Below are 18,834 nucleotides of genomic sequence, written 5' to 3'. Positions count from 1 at the left end.
GCGGCGTGCACACTTCCTCCGTGCTGGCCCGTAGCGTAAGACAGGCGAGCATCCTCCCATGGCCGCATCTCCGCCCATCGATCACGAGCGTTTCTTCGCGTCCTCCCCGAATCCGGTCGCCGTCCTCAATCCCGATTGCACCGTTGTTGCTGCAAATCATGGCTACGAGGCGGTTATCGGCCGGCCGCGGGAAGAACTGGTCGGGCGCACCCTCTTTGACCTCTATGCCTCTGCTAGCGAGTACGGCCTAGACCCGATATCGCTGAACGCCTCGCTGAAGCGGGTGATCGACCACGGTGAAACCGACGTGATAGAGCCCGAAGCGGGTTGCGTTGCGCTAAATGGCGCCCCCACGAGCGTGCCGGAGAGAAGCGCCTGCCCGCGTTCGTCAACACCCCGGTATGCGATGACCAGGGACGGGTGACCCAGATTCTGCACTGTACCGTCAACGTGCATGAGAACGTGTCCAGGCGGGCATCCCTCGCGGATAGCCGAGCATCGCGCACTCACACCAGACACGCCCTGCAGGTCGACGGGCAGCGGATGCGGGAGATGTTCGAGCAGGCCCCGGGCTTCATGACGGTCCTGCGCGGGCCCGATCATGTCTTCGATCTGGCGAACAATGCCTACTACCAGCTCGTCGGCCACCGCGAGATCATCGGCAAGCCCGTGCGCGAGGCGCTACCCGAGCTCGCCGGGCAGGGCTTCTACGAGCTGCTCGACCAAGTCTACGCCACCGGCGAGCCATTCATCGGGCGCGCCATGCCTATCCAGTTCCAGTCCCGGCCTGGTGCCGCATTGGAGACGAAGCACATCGACTTCGTCTACCAGGCAATGGTCGACGACGACGGCGCCGTGACAGGGCTTTTCGTCCAGGGCCACGATGTCAGCGAAGCCCATGCGCTGGCGCAGCAGGTCAGCTACCAGGCGACGCATGACACGCTCACCGGCCTCGGCAACCGGCGCAAGTTCGAGCAGGAGCTGGAAGTTGCGGTCCATCACTCCAGCGAAGAACCAACCGGATACGCTCTGCTGTATCTCGATCTCGATCAGTTCAAGGTGGTCAACGATACCTGCGGCCATGCAGCCGGTGACGAGCTGCTGCGGCGCGTGGCGAAGGCCATGCGCGAGGAGCTCGGCAATCACGGCACGCTAGCCCGCCTCGGCGGCGACGAGTTCGCACTTCTGCTGGAAGGCTGCTCGCTGGAGTGTGGCCGGCAATGGGCCGAGGCGCTGCGCCAGTGCGTCGCGGACATCGACTTCGTCTGGGGCAGTCGGCGGTTCGGGGGCAGCATCAGCGTCGGCGTTGTCGCCTTCGGCGGCGAACGGATCAGCACCGAAGAAATCCTGGGCACCGCCGACTCGGCCTGCTTTCTCGCGAAGGAGAAGGGCCGCAATCGGGTGCACGTGCACAGCGCCGACGATGACGAGCTCACCAGTCGGTTGCGCGAGATGGACTGGGTGAGCCGGTTGCGCCAGGCGATGGACGAGCAGCGCCTCGTCTTGTACGCACAGGAGATCGCGCCCCTGCAGGACGACGCTCAGCCGCTGGCACGCCAAGAGATCCTGGTGCGACTGTTGGACACCGATGGCGCCATGGTGCCGCCAATGGCGTTCATTCCGGCGGCGGAGCGATATAGCGTCATGCCCACGATCGACCGCTACGTCGTCCGGGCCGCCTTCCGTCACTACATGGCGCTCGACGCGGATCAGCGCAAGTCGCGCTATTACTCGATCAATCTCTCGGGCACCACACTGAATGACGACACCTTCGTGTCGTTCATCGAGCAAGAGGTGGCTGACCAGGGCATACCCGCCCGGCGCTTTTGCTTCGAGATTACTGAGACGGCGGCAATCGCGAACCTCACCCGCACGGCCAGCGTTGTTCACGCTCTCCGTGAGATCGGATTCCGCTTCGCCCTCGATGACTTCGGCAGCGGCATGTCCTCGTTTTCCTATCTCAAGCACTTGCCCGTGGACTTCATTAAGATCGACGGGGAGTTCATCCGGAATATTCTCAACGACGAAGTCGATCGGGCCGTGGTGCGGTCGATCACTGACGTTGCTCACACCATGGGGATCCGCACCGTTGCCGAATTCGTCGATAACGACACCGTCGCTGCGCTGTTGCGGGATCTGGGCGTTGACTTCGCCCAGGGATTCGGGATCCACAAGCCCGAGCCGATTGAGCGGAGCACTCGTGGTACCTGAGATCTCTCCGGGCACGTATACGTGTCACCATTGCCTCCGACAGAATGCCGCAGGTCGGACACCCGAACGGTCTTCCATACCAGACCGCGAGTGACCGAGTTACCAGTAGCCTGGTTAACGTCTGCTCTAAGCCGCTCGAGGAACGAACATCCGACGACCGAAAGGAGTGAAATTAACGGCGTTATTATAAGCTAGGTTGTATGACATAGGTTAGCACAATAGTAGCAACCATTAATTCTTTTTTCAGGCCACCTCTTTTTAGCCTCTGCCACAGCCCCACGGCAAGATGCATGATGACCTAGACCGATCTGATTCCCACGGTCTGGCATATAAGAGCAACCCGTAGTTGCATTGTGAACTTCATGATCCCCATTAGCCTGCTGATTTTCTTGATAATGAACTTATCCATTTCTCCGTCCTCTCTATACCTATCGAGTTTTCACTACCTCATATAAACTGAAGCAATAGCCTTCACGATGAAGCGATCACTGTGACGGCGTCACAACACCGCCACTGTCAACGGGCGGGCTGTAGTTTATATTGCGTTTACGGGAGCTTAGCGCGGCGATGGGATCAACGCCAACCGATCATTTGACGGCGTGCTATCGCCCCTTCAACTGGAGAGCAGACGCTGGCGGACACCGGGCCAAAGGCCGCAATGGGTCGTACCCTGCCTTCGGAGGTGGGCAAAGCAGGCTGGCTTACACCAACGAGCCTCCGAGAAAGTCGCTACGGTTCAGGGCTTTTCATTGGGGCACAGCCGAGAAAAGGCCCCGGTTCTCTCAGGGCGAGAGCGGCCGAGGCCAACAGGGCAACCGCAGAGGGATTGCCTGCCCGCTGAGGGTGAGTAGCGGGCTTCTGCACGGGCACGTTGTGCAGGGTGGAAGTATAGCAGCGGTGGGCGACATCACCGCTGCCGGAGTCGTTCTGGCGGGAAGGCGCGCACGTGCCAAAATAAGATGCCCCGGCTCTCACAGGTGGGTACGAGAGGCCGGGGCGAGACGAGCATTCCATGTCTATCTCACGCTCTACGAGCGCAACTCCACAGTAGATCGGGGAGCGGATTGTGGTCTGGGCGGTGCCGTACATTCGATCCGGTGCTAGGGGCGTTCTCCGCGGAGTGGAGGATTCGCCTGCGTGCGTCGGGCGGCACAGAAAAGGCCCCGACTCTCGGTAAGGGGAGGGCCGGGGCCAACATAAGAGCAAACCATGTCTAGCTCACGCTCTGAGAGCACAATTCAGACGCTAGACCGGCTGAATGGGCGAGTCGGTGCGCGAGCGTACATCAGACCTCGGTGAACGCACCGGCGCGTCTACGGTCACAGCGGGGGAGATCTTCTCCTCCATAGATCCTTTGCCCCGCTTCGGCGGGGTTTTTTGTGGTCGGTATGCCAGAATCTCGTAAGCACCCCACGATGAGGCATCCAACCATGTGCGGACAGTTCGTCAGCAAGACCGAGGCGGCGATCGAGCGCGAGTTCAACGCCACGCCCCGGCAATGGCGCATGGACTTCGCCAGCTACCGTTGCGCCGACGCAGAAGGCGCCGGTGGTGCGCCTGGATGAGGGCGAGCGCGTCGGCGATATGCTTCGCTGGGGCCTGGTGCCGACATGGGCCGAAGGTCAGCCCACCAAGTACAGCACCATCAACGCCCGAGTGGAGACGGTCGAGACCGCGGCCACGTACCGGAACGCCTGGAAGCGGGAGCAGCGCTGCGTCGTTCCGGTGCTGGGCTACTACGAGTGGAAGCGCGTCGCGGATCGGAAGCAGCCGTACTTCATCCACATGGCCGGCGGCGAGCCGTTCGGACTGTGTGGGCTTTGGGAAGCCTCCCGGGCCCCGGACGCTGAGCTCCTGGAGTCATTCACCATCGTTACCGTGCCGGCGAACCCGATGGTGGCGGAGATCCACGAGAAGGCGCGGATGCCGGCCATCGTGACGCCGCGGGAGTGCGCCGCCTGGCTTGAAGGGAGTAAGGACGCTGCCCGGGCGATGCTGACGCCGTTCCCAGCCGAGCGCATGGACGCCTACCCGGTCAGCACGCGGGTGAACTCGCCGAAGAACGATGACGCGGATCTCCTGGAGCGTGTGGCCTGACGCGTAAGGGGATTGGAATAGCGCGCGGCGGTTGGCGTTGCTATCCCTACAGCGTGGGTTCGATACGCTCCTCCGCTGGCTCCGTCTTCCGATCCCCGCCGTTTGAAGCCCGCGCTTGGGCGATGATGGTTTGGTTCTGCTTGATGATCCGATCCAGTCGGCGATTCGTGCCCACAAGAATGAACGGCAAGAGCAGCCACGCCATCACGAACAGCAATACCAGAAAGCCCAGGACGGGAGACACCACGTCGTTCCCTGCAAAGTCGCTCATACCGGCACCCTGGTTATTCTCATTCGGACGTGCTCAGTGTCCCCGTCCTGGTGGCCTGGCGCCAGCCTAGTAGAACCCATGTTGAGACGCTTGATACGTCGGGAGATGGAGGGCGAACGCCTTGATCCGCCCTGCAATCACACCGTGGTGGTGCGCCGTACTCCTGTTGGGCACCTCCAAGTGCGAGAGACGCAGCGCCAAGACCTGCATCCGTTATTGCGCCCCGCTTCGGTCTCGGCATTGCCTTGGAATTCATAACCTCGGCTTCGTGAAGGAGAGTGTGGCGTGGGCGCGGTTACAATGAAGGATCATCGAGCTCGCACAGGAGGAGACAGGATGCGACGTCGTGGAGTCGTTGGCCTTGCCGGGATCGTCCTGCTTTTCGTGGCTAGTGCTGTATTGGCCCAGCAGACGACCATTCCGGACTACCGTACGGCACGCGATGAATATTTTTGGGCGAAGCTCTACGACGCCGGCGGGGAAACCCTCTACTGCGCGGAGGCATTCGCCGAGAAGGGTTCACTCACGGTGGAGCACATCTACCCCGCGGACTGGATCGCGGAAGCCATGGGCTGTGAGAACCGGAGTGACTGTGACGCGCCACTCTACGGTCGGGCGGAGGCGGATTTGCACAACCTCTGGCCAGCCCGCGGACGCATCAACTCGAGCAGGGGATCACTGCGCTTCGACGAGATTCCCGGTGAAGCGGCTCGGCGGTTCACCGACATCTGCCGAGACTACGAGCGATCAAGCGAAGCGCAGACTGTGAAGCCGCGCAATGCGGTCAAGGGCGAGATCGCTCGCTCGCTTCTCTACATGGCGATCTACTACGACCTCCCGCTCAAGGGCATGGGTCCGATGCTGATCCGCTGGCACCACAATGATCCTCCGGATCGCATGGAGCGCTGGCGAAACTATTCCATCGAGCAAATCCAGGGCACGACGAATCCGTTCATCAGTCCCCCGGCGACCCAGGCACAACAAGAAGGAAGGCGGCCATGCGTCACACGATGACGGCATCCCTTGCTCCCGTTCACGACCTACCCACGAGCCTTGGTCAGGGGCCTCCCCTCCACAGACTCCGCCGCGGGATCGACCGCCTTGTTCCTCTGCTCCATCCGCACTATGCCCCTGTCCGACTTCGGGTCGCTCACATGCTGCTCACATCCTCGCTCCCCGCCCTTCGGGCACCGACTGCCCCAAGGCACCTCTCCGGGACCTCCCAGGTTCCGGTTACTGAACGTCTCCACATGCTCAGGTTCTTCGACCCCGCGGGGCACGCGCTGCTCTGGCCCGAGCACGCAGCTCGTCGTGGCCTTCCGCATCGCTAAGCTACGTCGGCACCGTGGACGTTGATTTCATGGCTCAATAGCCCGGCCTGCGGTCTCCTCTGTCAACACTTCACGCCACCGGTTGCCCGATACCGCGCATGACTCAAGGCCGATGTGGATGGCTGCTCCCTTCCCCGTGCGGGACTCTCACCCGCTGTCCAGTGCCAGCTTTCCGTAAGCGTCCGGGTTCATCTCTGAATGCCCGTTCTCCTTGAGCGCCTCGCAGTAGCGCTTCAGGCCATGATCGATGTCGCCTGACTCGCGCTCGCATTGCTTGTCGTATAGATCCTGATCGACCCACATTGTCCATGTCCTGTTCGTTGTTTAGCATTGCGCTGTATAACAAGCGCACAGGTGGACGCCAGGGCCTCATCCGGGTATCGTGCAACCCAAGTGAAACGCCTCAGGGCGTATTTTGTCGGTGGGACTTTAGGTGGTCCGGTGGACGCCCGTAACCCCCTGATAGGGTGGTTAACGCAGTGCTGTTATACCCCGGAAAACACCCAAGTACAGCACTACGTTAATCCAAAATTGCGCACTCTCACGGCGGAAACCGGGGTTCAAGTCCCCGTGGGAGCGCCATCTTTCTCTTTCCCGCGACCCCCTGTAGACGGCCATGGCGCCAGTGCATTCCGGGGCGGCGACACCGGGGCTCCTGCGGCGCCTGGCCTCCCTGCTCTACGACACGATCCTCGTGACGGCCCTGCTCATGGGTGCCACCGCCGTCCTTCTGCCGCTCACCGACGGCGAGGCCATTCCCGCTTTCGGCCGGCTCGTCACCGTCGCGTACCAGGGCTACCTGCTGGCCGTGGTCTTCGCCTTCTTCGCCTGGTGCTGGACCCGCGGCGGCCAGACCCTGGGCATGCGCGCCTGGCGGCTGCACGTGCGCAACGCCGACCGCACGCCCCTGGGCCTTGCCGGCGCCGCGCGGCGCTTCGGGGCCGCGCTGCTGCTCTGGGCCCCGCTGGCACTGGTCCTTCTCTGGAGCCAGCGCGGCGGCCTGCTCGCCTACACGAGCGCGCCCGTCGCCGTCGTCTTTCTCGCCAGCCTGGGCACCCAGCGGCGGCCGGGCTGGCACGAGCGCCTCTCCGGCACCCGGGTGGGAATGACGCCGAAGCGCTAGCGCCGCGTCCCGGCAAAGAACCTGCTGCTCCGGGCGGGACGCGACACTAGCGGATGCGCGCCGTGAAGTAGGCCGCCGCCGCCAGACACACCAGCGTCGGCAGCAGCGCGCTGATCACGGGCGGAATGCCGTAGACCAGCCCCAGGTGGTTGAGCAGCCGGTTGGACAGATAGAAGGCGATGCCGATCATCACGCCGACGAAGATGCGCTGGCCCGCCCCGGTGGAGCGCAGCGAGCCGAACGCCAGGGGGATGGTCAGCAGCAGCATGGTCAGGGTGGCCAGGGGCGTGCCCACCTTGAGCCACAGCGCGAGCTCGTAGCGCTCGCTCTCGAGCTCGTTGTCCTGAAGGTAGCCGATGTAGGTCCACAGCGCCGAGCCCGACAGGGTTTCCGGATCGATGACCACCACGTCCAGCACCTCGGGCCGCAGCCCTCCCTTCCAGAAGAAGGTATCCAGGCGTTCCGTCCCCACGCGGCCCTCGGTGAACCGGTTCCGCCGGACATCGTGCAGCATCCAGCCGTCGCCGCGGTACTCCGCCCGCGCCGCCGAGACCACGCGCTGGAGCTGCTGGCCCTCGCCGAAGGTATAGATGCGCACGTTCTCCAGCAGCTCGGCGTCCGGCGCCGCGCCCACGCGGACAAAGCTGCGGCCGTCCCGCGCCCAGAAGCCGTTGCGGCTGAGCATGGACACCTGGCCGTCGCCGGTGCGCGCCTCCGCCTCGCGGGCGGCACGCTCCGCCGCCGGCGCCACCCACTCGCCGATGGCCGCCGCCATAACGGCCAGGAGCAGACCGGCCATCATCACCGCGCGGCCGATATTGAGCACGGACATGCCCGCCGCCCGCATGACCACCAGCTCGTGCCGCGCCGCCATGCCCCCCAGCGTCATCAGGCTGCCGATGAGCGTGGCGATGGGAAAGGCTTCGTAGGCGCGCTGCGGGCCGGTCAGCGCCACCTGCAGCATCGCCTGGAAGGCGGTGTACTGCTCGCCGAGATCGGCGCTCTCGTCGACGAACGAGAAGATCAGCTCCATGCAGACGATGATCAGCAGCACCGTCAGGCTGCCGGCGATCACGGCGCGGGCGATGTAGCGATCAAGAATCCGCATCGCGCCCCCGCATCCCGGCCCCGCGGCGCTTGCGGCGCAGCAGCCCGTACTGGCGGGCGAGCCACAGCAGCGCCAGCACGGCGACCAGGGCGTGCACCGGCCACAGGCCCAGCCAGGGCGGCAGGGTTCCGTCCTCCAGGGCACCCTGGCTTACGGTCAGCCCGTTGGAGTAGATGGCGTAGACCAGAACCGCCAGCAACAGCCGGCCGTAGCGTCCGTCCCGCGGCGAGCTGCGGCTCAGGGGGATGGCCATGAGGCCCAGGGTCACCACCATGATCGGCATGGACAGGCGCCACTGCAGCTCGGATCGGTCGCGGAGGTCGTCGGAGCGCCACAGCTCGGCGGTGGGCTTGCCGTCGCGGTTGACCCGCAGTGCCGGCGGCTCGCCCTCGGTGATGCGCACGCCGTGGACCTGGTACCGGTACTGGCGCCACTGGGCCTGGCCCGGAACGCCGTCGTAGCGGTGGCCGTCAAGCAGGACCAGGTACTGGTCGCCGGTGTCCGGATCCGTCTCCACGTAGCCCTCGTCCGCGGCCAGCAGGATCTGCTCGCCGCCCTGCCGGGTCTGCAGGAACACGTCCTGCATGCGCTCGCCGTCGTCGGAAAAGCCCTCGATGTAGAACATGCCGTCGGCACGGCTGGACTCGATGAAACGCCCGGGCCGAATGGCCTGGATCTCCACGGTCTCGCGGGCGAGCTCCTCGGCGGCATCGCCTTCCCGGGCCGCCCACGGCCCCATGTCCAGCGCCATCCAGGCGATCACCAGGGTCAGGGGCGCGGCGAGCAGGAACAGCGCCCGGTACAGCGTACCCGGCCCCACCCCGCAGGCGCCCAGGGCCGCCATCTCGCTGTCGCGGTACAACCGCCCGAGGGCGAGGATAATGCCCAGGAAGAAGCTGCCGGGAATGGCCAGCGCCATGTAGCTCAGGGCCTTGTAGCCCATGAGCTGCATGACGATATCCCCGGGCAGGGCGCCGCTGGCGGCATCGCCCAGGTAGCGGACCAGGCGGTTGGTGAACAGCACGGCCACCAGCACGGCGGTCACCGCGAGCCACGCCTGGGCGATCTCGCGGATCAGGTAGCGGGTGACGATGGCAATGCCCACGAGCGCGTTCCTTTCCGGCAATGGCCGGCCCTGTTCCTTGCGGCCGGTCAGTAGCAATACGCGACGAAACATTAGTAGACTGCGCACCGGCCCTGGCGCGCGCAGCGAAAGGATACCAGTCCCATGGTCGCTGCACCGCATGATGCGCGTCGGCCCCGCCTGTTCCGAGCGCCGAGGAGCGAGCAATGGAGTACAGCGTCAAGAGCGGGAGCCCGGAGAAGCAGCGAACGGCCTGCGTGGTGGTGGGCGTCTACGACAAGCGCCGGCTGAGCGGCGCGGCCCTGCAGCTGGACCAGGCGTGCGATGGATACCTTTCCCAGCTCGTGCGCCGCGGCGACATGGACGGCCGGTCGGGACAGTCGCTGATGCTGCATCGGGTGCCGGGCCTGGCGTGCGACCGCGTCCTGCTGGTCGGGCTGGGCCGGGAGCGCGACTGCGACGAGCGCGCCTACCGCCGGGCGGTGGAGACCATGGGCGAGGCCCTGCGTGACGCCGGCGCCGGCGAGGCCACGTGCTATCTCACGGAGATCGCCGTCAAGGCGCGCGACGTGTTCTGGCGCATCCGCACCGCCGCGCGCACCGTGGAGGCCCTGCTCTACCGCTTCGACCGGCTCAAGACGGAGACCGCATCCCGCCGCAAGCTCTACCTGCGCCGGATCACCTTCAGCGTCCCCAGCCGCCGGGAGCTGGCCGACGGCGAGAAGGCGGCCGTGGAAGGCGCGGCCATCGGGCGGGGCATGAACCTGGCGAGGGATCTGGGCAACCTGCCGGGCAACCACTGCACGCCGCGGTACCTGGGTGAACGGGCCCTCTCCCTGGCCGACGAGCACCCGCGCATGGAAGCGGAGCTCCTGGACGAGGCGGCCATGGAGGAGCTGGGCATGGGGGCGCTGCTGGCCGTCTCCCGGGGCAGCCGGGAAGAGGCCCGGCTGATCGTTCTCCGGTACCGCGGCACCGACGACGATACCGCCCCCTACACCCTGGTGGGCAAGGGCATCACCTTCGACACCGGCGGCATCTCGCTCAAGCCCGCGGCGGCCATGGACGAGATGAAATACGACATGGCCGGCGCCGCCAGCGTCCTCGGCACGCTGCAGGTGGCCGCGGAGCTGGAGCTGCCGCTGAATGTCGTGGGGATTGTCGCGGCGGCGGAGAACATGCCCGACGGCCGGGCCATGCGGCCCGGCGATGTCGTCACCAGCATGTCCGGGCGCACCATCGAGATCCTCAATACCGACGCCGAGGGCCGGCTGGCGCTGTGCGACGCCCTGACCTACGCCGAACGCTTCCGGCCGCGGGCCGTGGTGGACATGGCCACGCTCACGGGGGCCGCCATCGTGGCCCTGGGACACCACACCCACGGCCTGATGGGCAACAGCAACGGCCTGGTCAACGAGCTCCTCGGCGCCGGCCGGCACGCGGGCGACCGCGCCTGGGAGCTGCCCCTGTGGGACGAGTACGAGGAGCAGCTCAAGAGCAACTTCGCCGACGTGGCCAACATCGGCGGGCAACCGGCGGGTACCATTACCGCCGGGTGCTTCCTGGGGCGCTTCGCCGGCAAGTACCGCTGGGCGCACCTGGACATCGCCGGCACCGCCTGGCGCTCCGGGGACAACAAGGATGCCACCGGCCGGCCCGTGCCACTGCTCAGCCAGTGGCTGTTGGAGCGGGCGGCGCGCCATGCCGCCGGACGCTGAAGGGGCAGTGCCGATGCCGCAGGTGGACTTCCACATTCTCGCCTCCGCCGACCCGCAGACCCGGATGACCTATGCCTGCCGCGTCGTCGAGAAGGCATTCCAGCGGGGTCACCGGATCTACCTGCGGGTAGACGATGACGCAACGGCCGCGAGTATGGACAATCTCCTGTGGACGTTCCGCGACCGCAGCTTCATCCCGCACGCCGTGGATGGGCCGGGCATGCCGGATGAACCGGTCGTCATCGGTACCGGCGATGCGCCGTCGCGGGGCGAGCCGGACGTGCTGATCAACCTGGCCCCGGAGGCGGCCGCCGAGCCGGAGCGCTTCCAGCGCATCGTCGAGATCGGCGACAATCAGGCCGACGTATTGCGAGCGGCCCGGCAGCGGTTCCGGCAGTACCGGGAACGCGGCCTGGAACCCGAACACCGGACGGTAGAGAGGGCATGACCACGACACCGGACCCGCCCGTGCTCGACGACGTCGTCATTGCCGGCGATCGGCTCCGTCCGCGCGGTCTCTGGCTGCCGCTGCAGGAGGTGCAGCAGCGGCGGGCCGCCGCCGGGTGGCCCGGGGACCTCGCCCCGGACGTGCGGGCACGGGCCGAGCGCATCCTCCCCGGCGTGCGGCAGCGGGCCCTGGGCGCCGCGCTGCGGGCGGCCCACGCGCATCTGCCCGCGCCGCCGGCCGGGCCGCCCGTCGATGACGCGGGAGACGACGACAGCCGGTAGGCATCGAGCCGATCTGACCACGAATCAACCGAAAGGCAGCCCATGGACAAGACCTACGACCCGCACCGGATCGAGCAGCGCTGGTACGACTTCTGGGAGCGCGAGAACCACTTCGCCCCCGGCGGCTCCGGAACCCCCTACTGCATCATGATTCCGCCGCCCAACGTCACCGGCACGCTGCACATGGGTCATGCCTTCCAGGACACCATCATGGATGTCCTGACCCGCTATCACCGCATGCACGGCTACAACACCCTGTGGCAGCCGGGTACCGACCACGCCGGCATCGCCACCCAGATCGTGGTGGAGCGCCAGCTCAACGCCGAGGGCACCAGCGGCTACGACCTGGGCCGGGAGGCCTTCGTCCAGCGCGTCTGGGACTGGAAGCACGAGTCCGGCGGCACCATCACCCAGCAGCTGCGGCGCATGGGCGCCTCCGTGGACTGGTCCCGGGAGCGCTTCACCATGGACGAGGGGCTGTCCCACGCCGTGCGGGAGGTGTTCGTGCGGCTCTACGACGAGGACCTCATCTACCGCGGCAAGCGGCTGGTGAACTGGGACCCGGTCCTGCTCACGGCGGTCTCCGACCTGGAGGTAGTCTCCGAGGAGGAGCAGGGCCACATCTGGCACATGCGCTACCCGCTGGCCGACGGCAGCGGTCACGTCACCGTGGCCACCACGCGGCCGGAGACCATGCTCGGCGACACCGCGGTGGCCGTCCACCCCGAGGACGACCGCTTCCGCCACCTGGTCGGCCGCATGGTGCAGCTGCCCCTGACCGGCCGGCAGATCCCCGTGATCGCCGATGACTACGTGGACCCGGAATTCGGCTCCGGCTGCCTCAAGATCACGCCGGCGCACGATTTCAACGACTATGCCGTGGGCGTGCGCCACGCCATGGAGCCCATCAACATCCTCACCGAGGATGCCCGCATCAACGACAACGCGCCGGCCGCCTACCGCGGCCTCGACCGCTTCGACGCCCGCGAGCGCATCGTCGCCGACCTGGAGGCGGCGGGGCTACTCGCGGCCACCGAGAAGCACACCCTCATGGTGCCCCGGGGCGACCGCAGCGGCACGGTCATCGAGCCGTTTCTCACCAATCAGTGGTTCGTGCGCGCCGAGCCCCTGGCCCGCCCGGCCATCGAGGCCGTGGAGGACGGCCGTATCCGGTTCGTTCCGGAGAACTGGCAGAACGTCTATTTCGACTGGATGCGGCGGATCGAGGACTGGTGCATCTCCCGCCAGATCTGGTGGGGCCACCGCATCCCCGCCTGGTACGACGCCGAGGGCAACATCTTCGTCGCCCGCGACGAGGCCACGGCCCGCGAGCGGGCCCGGGCGCAGCACGGCCGCGAGGTGGAGCTGGTCCAGGACGACGACGTCCTGGACACCTGGTTCTCGTCGGCGCTGTGGCCGTTCTCCACCCTGGGCTGGCCGGAGGACACCGAGGCGCTGCGCACCTTCTACCCCACCAGCGTGCTGGTCACCGGCTTCGACATCATCTTCTTCTGGGTGGCCCGCATGATCATGATGGGCCTGAAGTTCATGGACGACGTGCCCTTCCGCGAGGTCTACATCCACGGCCTGGTCCGGGACTCGCAGGGCCAGAAGATGTCCAAGTCCAAGGGCAACGTCCTCGACCCCATCGACATCATCGACGGCATCGACCTGGACTCCCTGGTGGCCAAGCGCACCTCGGGGATGATGCAGCCGCAGCTCGCCGAGCGCGTGGCGGACATGACCCGCCGTGCCTTCCCGCAGGGAATCGCGCCCCACGGCACCGACGCACTGCGCTTCACCTTCTGCTCCCTGGCCACCACCGGCCGGGACGTGGTCTTCGACATGGGCCGCGTGGACGGCTACCGCAATTTCTGCAACAAGATCTGGAACGCCGCCCGCTACGTGCTCATGAACACCGAGGGCGAAGACTGCGGTGCGCAGCCCGGCGCGGACGTGCGCTACACCGCCGCGGATCGCTGGATACGCTCGCGGCTGCAGGCCGCCAGCGAGGCGGTCAACCGCAACATCCAGGGCTACCGCCTGGATCTGGCGGCCCAGGCCCTGTACGACTTCATCTGGAACGAGTACTGCGACTGGTACCTGGAGCTGTCCAAGCCGGTTCTCCAGACCGCCGACGACGAGGCGCTGCGGCGGGGCACCCGGCAGACCCTGGTGCAGGTACTGGAGACCGTGCTGCGTCTCATGCATCCCATGATGCCGTTCATCACCGAGGAGATCTGGCAGCGGGTCGCGCCCCTGGCGGGCCGGGACGGCCGCACGGTGATGCGCGAGCCCTTTCCGCTGCCCGATGCCGACGCCAGGGACGCGGCCGCCGAGGCCGACGTGGCGTGGATCCAGACGTTCATCCTCGGCGTGCGCCGGATCCGCGGCGAGATGGATATCTCCCCGAACCACGCCCTGCCGGTGCTGCTGCAGCAGGGCGATGCCGAGGACCGGCGGCGGCTGGACGACTACGGCGTATTCCTCGGCCGCCTGGCCCGCCTGGAGCGCATCGACTGGCTGGAGCCCGACCAGGAGCCGCCGGAGGCGGCCATCAGCCTGGTCGGCGACATGAAGCTGCTGGTGCCCATGAAAGGGCTCATCGACAAGGAGGCGGAGCTGGCACGCCTGGACAAGGAACGGGCGCGGCTGCGCCAGGAGCTGGACAGGACCGAGAAGAAGCTCGGCAACGCCAGCTTCGTGGAAAAGGCGCCGGCCGAGGTCGTGGCCCAGGAGCGCCAGCGCCTGGAGGAGCGGCGCACCAGCCTGGAGCAGCTGAACGCGCAGTACGAGCGTATCCAGCGGCTGTAGGGCGGGCTACCAATCGCCGGGCCCGGCACGATCACCGCGTTGCCGGGCCGGCCCGCCGCGCCCGCGGGCGCGACGGCGCGTTCACACGCCGGCGTTGCTGAGGATGACGTTCACCACCACGATCAGCACGATGATCAGCAGCACGGTGAACACGACGCCGCCGATGATGTACGGCACCGGCGTAGGACTCTGGAAGTCGCGCTTGCGGGCCTCGTTGGTCTGCACGCCGAGCGCGCCGGCAAGCACGCTCTGGACCACCTCCCAGAACGTCGGCCGCCTGGGCTGCTGCTGGTCGGAATCGTGATCGCTCATTCCTGCTCCTCGTCGTACCCGGCGCTACCGATCTCCAGCGCCAGGATCAGTGCGTCTTCCCGCTTGCCCTGCCGCACCGGGTAGTACTCGGGCCGCACCCCGACCTCGCAGAACCCGGTGCGGCGATACAGGTCCACGGCGCGGGTGTTGGACGGGCGCACCTCCAGGAACACCGTCTCCACCCCCAGGCGCCGGGCGTGGTCCAGCCCCGTCTCGAGCAACGTGCGGCCGTAGCCCGAGCCGTGCCAGTCCGGGTCCACGCAGAGGTTCAGCACATGGGCCTCGCCGGCCACCATGGACATCACCAGGTGGCCGGTCACCCGGCCGTCGGCGAGCAGGACCCAGCACCCGTATCCCACCCGCATGCAATCCCGGAACACCGCCAGGGTCCACGGAAAATCGTAGGCACGGCGCTCCACCCCCACCACGCCCGGCAGGTCGCTCTCCCGCATGCGCCGGACTTCCGCGGCGTCCGGCTGCACCGCCGCATTCATCGCGCCACCTCCGCCGCCGTCATCCGGGCAGGTTCTCCCGCAACCGCTTCAGGTCGTCCCAGGCCTTGGCCTTGTCCGCGGGCGAGCGCAGGAGATAGGCCGGATGATAACTCACCACGACCGGAATACCTTGCGGCTCCAGGGTATGCAACCGTTGCCGCAGCATGCGCAGCGGCTTGTCCGTCGCCAGCAGATTCTGGGCCGCGACGCGACCCACCGCGAGAATCACCCGCGGCGCCACCAGAGCGATCTGCCGCTCCAGATAGGGCCGGCAGGCTTCCACCTCGGCGGGCTCGGGATCCCGGTTGCGGGGCGGCCGGCACTTGAGGATGTTGGCAATGAATACCCGCTCCCGCCCGTACCCCAGGGCTTGCAGCATGCTGTCCAGCAGCTGCCCGGCGCGGCCGACGAAAGGCTCGCCCCGACGATCCTCTTCCGCCCCCGGGGCCTCGCCCACCACCAGGATGTCGGCATCCCGGCGGCCCACGCCGAAGACCGTCTGCGTACGGCTCTCGCACAGGGGGCAACGGGTGCAGCCCGCCACGGTCGCGGCCAGCTCCTGCCAGTCCATTTGCGCGACGGCATGGCCGGACGCGGCGGGCTCGCCGGGTTGCGCCGGTTGCGGCGACGGCTCCGGTGCCGTCGGCGGCGCCGGCTCGGGCCCGCCGGCGTCCACGGCCTCCGTGGCCGCCGGGGTGCCGGCGGGCGCCTCCCTGGGCACCCACACGTCGATCCCCATGCGCCGCAGCAGGGTACGTCGCCGCTTGTCACTGTCGTCACCGGTCATGCGCATCCCGCCCCGGACTCCCGCTGCCGATCGACTCCGCGCGTCAGGTGCCCCGCCGGCCGTGGGATCGCCGCCGCCGCTGCACCAGGGTCATGGCCGGCCCCGAGACCGCATAGGCCACGAAGGCCAGGAACAGCACCACCGGTGGATGAATGGACGCGAACGCGATGATCAGCACCAGCACCACCAGCACGATGAAGGGCACCCGATACCGGAAATCGAATTCCTTGAAACTGTAGTACCGGAAATTGCTCACCATGAGCAACCCCGTCGCCACGGTGACCAGCAACGCGATCATCCTTACCACGGAACCGTCCAGGGCCAGCGCGGTGCCGAGCCAGACCATGCTGGCGATGCCGGCCGCGGCCGCCGGGCTCGGCAGGCCCTGGAAATAGCGCTTCTCCGCTACGCCGGCCTGGGTGTTGAAGCGCGCCAGCCGCAGCGCCGCACAGGCGGCGTAGGTGAAGGCGCCGATCCAGCCGAGCTGGCCCCAGCCGTCGCCCAGGTCCGCAAGACCCCCCAGGGCCCACTGGTACACCACCAGCGCCGGGGCGAGACCGAAACAGACCATGTCCGACAGGCTGTCGAACTGGACACCGAAGTCGCTCTGGGTATTGGTCAGACGCGCGACCCGGCCGTCCAGGCCGTCCATGACCATGGCGATGAAGATCCCCAGGGCCGCCAGGTGGAATTCCTGGTTGATCCCGGAGATCATCGCGAAGAAGCCGAAGAACAGCCCCGCCGTGGTGAACAGGTTGGGCAGCAGGTAGATACCGCGCCGGCGCTTGCTGTGATGCTTTGAGGCCATGCCGGTCATCCGCTTGCCGGTGGAGAACTCGGGCCGGCCCGCGACGGCCGGTACCGGCGCTACCGCACCCGATACCGGCTGCCGCGGGCCGGCCGCCCGGCGGTGCCACCGGAATCGCTCGCCCTGATGACACCGCAGACCACGCTACTGCCGGATCAGTTCCGGTTGCGGTCCACCAGCTGCTTCTGGCGGATCCACGGCATCATGTCGCGGAGCTTCTCGCCCACCACCTCGATGGGATGCTCCCGGGCCAGGCGCCGCCGCGCCTTGAGCGTGGGCGCGTTGGCCTGGTTCTCGAGAATGAAGTCCCGGGCGAACTTGCCGCTCTGGATGTCGTCCAGGATCTCCTTCATGGCCTCACGGGACTCTTCGTTGATCACCCGCGGGCCGCTGACGAAGTCGCCGTACTCCGCCGTGTTGGAGATGGAGTAGCGCATGTTGGCGATGCCGCCCTCGTAGAGCAGGTCGACGATGAGCTTGACCTCGTGCAGGCACTCGAAATACGCCATCTCGGGGCTGTAGCCGGCCTCCGTCAGCGTCTCGAAGCCGCCCTGGATCAGGGAGGTCAGGCCGCCGCACAGGACCACCTGCTCGCCGAACAGGTCGGTTTCCGTCTCCTCGCGGAAGGAGGTCTCGATGATGCCGGCACGTCCGCCGCCGATGGCCGAGGCGTAGGAGACCGCAACCTCCTTGGCCTGGCCGGAGCTGTTCTGCTCGATGGCCACCAGGCAGGGCACGCCGGCGCCGTCCACGTAGGTGGAGCGGACCAGATGGCCTGGACCCTTGGGCGCGACCATGACCACGTCGAGGTCGGCGCGCGGCTCGATCTGGCCGTAGTGGATATTGAACCCGTGGGCGAAGGCGATGGCGGCGCCCTTCTTCAGGTTGGGCTCGATCTTCTCGGCGTAGATGGCCCCCTGGTGTTCGTCCGGGGTCAGGATCATGACGAAATCCGCCTGCCGGCTGGCCTCCTCGACGCTGGCCACTTCCAGGCCGGCCTGCCGGGCCTTGTCCGCCGACGCCGAGCCCTCGCGCAGGCCGACGACCACCGAGGCGCCGGATTCCTTCAGGTTGTTGGCATGGGCATGCCCCTGGGATCCGTAGCCGATGATGGCGATCTTGCGGTTCTGGACAATGGACAGATCCGCATCCTTATCGTAGTAGACTTTCATGCTTCCCCCGTTCTGGGTTGGTTGGTTCCGACTCGGCCGTCCGCCGACGGCGACGCGCCGCGCGGGCGGCCTGCCCGGGCCTGCCGGCGCGCCCCGCCGGACGCCCGCTAGACCCGCAGGTGCTTCTCCCCGCGCGAGATCCCGATCACCCCCGAGCGGACCACCTCCAGGATGGTGTTGTGCCCCAGGGTGTCGATGAACGCGTCGAGCTTCGCGCTGGCGCCGGTGAGCTCCACGGTGTACACCCGCTCGGTGACATCCAGGATCCGGCCCCGGAAGATGTCGCTGAGCCGCTTGATCTCCTCGCGGGACTCGCCGGTGGACGCCGCCACCTTCACCAGCATCATCTCGCGCTCGATATGGGCGCCCTCGGTCATGTCCATGACCTTGACCACGTCGAGCAGCTTGTTGAGCTGCTTGATGATCTGCTCGATGATACTGTCATCCCCGATGGTCACGAGGGTCATGCGCGACAGCGTGGGGTCATCGGTAGGCGCGACGGTAAGACATTCGATATTGTAGCCGCGCGACGAGAACAGCCCGGCCACCCGGGACAGGGCGCCGAAGTCGTTCTCCACGAGAATGGAAATGATATGCCGCATATGCCCCGGAATCCGTTCAGCGTCTTCGCAGCAAGGCCTCACGGACCGCAGCGGGCCGACGTAGCCAGTGCGCCCGACGGCATTGGAAAACGCATGAAATACGGCCACTTTACCGGCCGGTGAAAGCTCGCAAAACTACTGTGGATTGCGGGGAACGTCAAGGCAAAGCGCAA

The 18,834-nt window shown here is 66.8% G+C and carries 20 protein-coding genes; 10 read left to right on the top strand and 10 right to left on the bottom strand.

The features are described 5' to 3' along the window. The first annotated feature begins 58 nt into the window (after nucleotides 1–58). From QWY84_RS19015 to QWY84_RS19000, 4 genes are all read left to right on the top strand, one after another. Complete coding sequence (locus QWY84_RS19015; protein WP_290204597.1) at nucleotides 59–424, top strand: PAS domain-containing protein; 366 nt, start codon at nucleotides 59–61, stop codon at nucleotides 422–424. Next, nucleotides 421–2,211, top strand: coding sequence for a putative bifunctional diguanylate cyclase/phosphodiesterase (locus tag QWY84_RS19010; RefSeq protein ID WP_290204596.1), 1,791 nt, complete (start codon nucleotides 421–423; stop codon nucleotides 2,209–2,211). The genes QWY84_RS19015 and QWY84_RS19010 overlap by 4 nt, the downstream gene beginning before the upstream one ends. 1,430 nt (nucleotides 2,212–3,641) lie before the next feature. Then, nucleotides 3,642–3,776 carry a hypothetical protein gene (locus tag QWY84_RS19005; protein ID WP_290204594.1) on the top strand — a complete coding sequence of 45 codons (135 nt, stop codon included), beginning with the start codon at nucleotides 3,642–3,644 and terminating at the stop codon, nucleotides 3,774–3,776. Further along, nucleotides 3,760–4,308 (top strand): SOS response-associated peptidase, encoded by a 549-nt coding sequence (locus tag QWY84_RS19000; RefSeq protein ID WP_290204593.1) that lies wholly within the window; start codon nucleotides 3,760–3,762, stop codon nucleotides 4,306–4,308. The genes QWY84_RS19005 and QWY84_RS19000 overlap by 17 nt, the downstream gene beginning before the upstream one ends. Nucleotides 4,309–4,354: 46 nt before the next feature. On the opposite strand, the gene QWY84_RS18995 is transcribed toward QWY84_RS19000, so the two are convergent. Beyond that, nucleotides 4,355–4,579, bottom strand: a complete 225-nt coding sequence (locus QWY84_RS18995; RefSeq protein ID WP_290204592.1) for a hypothetical protein — start codon at nucleotides 4,577–4,579, stop codon at nucleotides 4,355–4,357. Between the two features lie 336 nt (nucleotides 4,580–4,915). Here QWY84_RS18995 and QWY84_RS18990 point away from each other — a divergent pair, with 336 nt between their 5' ends. Then, complete coding sequence (locus QWY84_RS18990) at nucleotides 4,916–5,593, top strand: endonuclease (protein ID WP_290204591.1); 678 nt, start codon at nucleotides 4,916–4,918, stop codon at nucleotides 5,591–5,593. A gap of 464 nt (nucleotides 5,594–6,057) precedes the next feature. Here the strand turns inward: QWY84_RS18990 and QWY84_RS18985 are convergent, their stop codons facing one another. Beyond that, nucleotides 6,058–6,213, bottom strand: a complete 156-nt coding sequence (locus tag QWY84_RS18985; protein ID WP_290204589.1) for a hypothetical protein — start codon at nucleotides 6,211–6,213, stop codon at nucleotides 6,058–6,060. 313 nt (nucleotides 6,214–6,526) lie between these two features. On the opposite strand from QWY84_RS18985, the gene QWY84_RS18980 reads away from it, so the two are divergent. Continuing rightward, a complete protein-coding gene (locus tag QWY84_RS18980; RefSeq protein WP_290204588.1) occupies nucleotides 6,527–7,033 on the top strand; it encodes an RDD family protein in 507 nt (168 codons plus the stop codon). 46 nt (nucleotides 7,034–7,079) lie between these two features. Here the strand turns inward: QWY84_RS18980 and lptG are convergent, their stop codons facing one another. Continuing rightward, nucleotides 7,080–8,141, bottom strand: coding sequence for an LPS export ABC transporter permease LptG (gene lptG, locus QWY84_RS18975; protein WP_290204586.1), 1,062 nt, complete (start codon nucleotides 8,139–8,141; stop codon nucleotides 7,080–7,082). Next, a complete protein-coding gene (gene lptF / locus QWY84_RS18970) occupies nucleotides 8,128–9,246 on the bottom strand; it encodes an LPS export ABC transporter permease LptF (RefSeq protein ID WP_290204585.1) in 1,119 nt (372 codons plus the stop codon). The genes lptG and lptF overlap by 14 nt, the downstream gene beginning before the upstream one ends. 185 nt (nucleotides 9,247–9,431) lie before the next feature. Between lptF and QWY84_RS18965 the strand changes: the two genes are divergently transcribed. Genes QWY84_RS18965 through QWY84_RS18950 form a run of 4 tightly spaced genes read left to right on the top strand, consistent with a single transcriptional unit; the run spans nucleotide 9,432 to nucleotide 14,486 of the window. Then, nucleotides 9,432–10,943, top strand: a complete 1,512-nt coding sequence (locus QWY84_RS18965) for a leucyl aminopeptidase (RefSeq protein ID WP_290204584.1) — start codon at nucleotides 9,432–9,434, stop codon at nucleotides 10,941–10,943. A gap of 13 nt (nucleotides 10,944–10,956) precedes the next feature. Next, entirely contained in the window at nucleotides 10,957–11,391 is a 435-nt protein-coding gene (locus tag QWY84_RS18960) for a DNA polymerase III subunit chi (protein WP_290204583.1), read from the top strand. Beyond that, the gene (locus QWY84_RS18955; protein ID WP_290204582.1) at nucleotides 11,388–11,672 is read left to right on the top strand and encodes a hypothetical protein; all 285 of its coding nucleotides are present in this window, start codon (nucleotides 11,388–11,390) and stop codon (nucleotides 11,670–11,672) included. The genes QWY84_RS18960 and QWY84_RS18955 overlap by 4 nt, the downstream gene beginning before the upstream one ends. Nucleotides 11,673–11,714: 42 nt before the next feature. Further along, nucleotides 11,715–14,486 carry a valine--tRNA ligase gene (locus QWY84_RS18950; protein WP_290204581.1) on the top strand — a complete coding sequence of 924 codons (2,772 nt, stop codon included), beginning with the start codon at nucleotides 11,715–11,717 and terminating at the stop codon, nucleotides 14,484–14,486. An 81-nt stretch (nucleotides 14,487–14,567) separates the two neighbouring features. On the opposite strand, the gene QWY84_RS18945 is transcribed toward QWY84_RS18950, so the two are convergent. The 6 genes from QWY84_RS18945 to ilvN all read right to left on the bottom strand — a co-directional run bounded on the left by QWY84_RS18945 (nucleotide 14,568) and on the right by ilvN (nucleotide 18,661). Beyond that, nucleotides 14,568–14,798, bottom strand: a complete 231-nt coding sequence (locus QWY84_RS18945) for a DUF2970 domain-containing protein (protein WP_290204580.1) — start codon at nucleotides 14,796–14,798, stop codon at nucleotides 14,568–14,570. Beyond that, nucleotides 14,795–15,292, bottom strand: a complete 498-nt coding sequence (gene rimI, locus QWY84_RS18940; protein ID WP_290204578.1) for a ribosomal protein S18-alanine N-acetyltransferase — start codon at nucleotides 15,290–15,292, stop codon at nucleotides 14,795–14,797. The genes QWY84_RS18945 and rimI overlap by 4 nt, the downstream gene beginning before the upstream one ends. Nucleotides 15,293–15,311: 19 nt before the next feature. After that, nucleotides 15,312–16,079, bottom strand: coding sequence for a uracil-DNA glycosylase (locus tag QWY84_RS18935; protein WP_290204577.1), 768 nt, complete (start codon nucleotides 16,077–16,079; stop codon nucleotides 15,312–15,314). 43 nt (nucleotides 16,080–16,122) lie between these two features. Further along, on the bottom strand, nucleotides 16,123–16,896 hold the full coding sequence (gene pssA / locus QWY84_RS18930) for a CDP-diacylglycerol--serine O-phosphatidyltransferase (RefSeq protein WP_435373004.1): 774 nt from the start codon (nucleotides 16,894–16,896) through the stop codon (nucleotides 16,123–16,125). A 146-nt stretch (nucleotides 16,897–17,042) separates the two neighbouring features. Beyond that, entirely contained in the window at nucleotides 17,043–18,059 is a 1,017-nt protein-coding gene (gene ilvC / locus QWY84_RS18925; RefSeq protein ID WP_290204574.1) for a ketol-acid reductoisomerase, read from the bottom strand. Nucleotides 18,060–18,166: 107 nt separating this feature from the next. Further along, on the bottom strand, nucleotides 18,167–18,661 hold the full coding sequence (ilvN, locus tag QWY84_RS18920; protein ID WP_290204572.1) for an acetolactate synthase small subunit: 495 nt from the start codon (nucleotides 18,659–18,661) through the stop codon (nucleotides 18,167–18,169). Nucleotides 18,662–18,834: the final 173 nt, after the last annotated feature.

It is taken from the genome of Aquisalimonas lutea (genome assembly GCF_030409225.1).
GTDB classification, from domain to species: Bacteria; Pseudomonadota; Gammaproteobacteria; order Nitrococcales; family Aquisalimonadaceae; genus Aquisalimonas; species Aquisalimonas lutea.
This window is presented reverse-complemented; position numbering and strand designations above follow the sequence as displayed.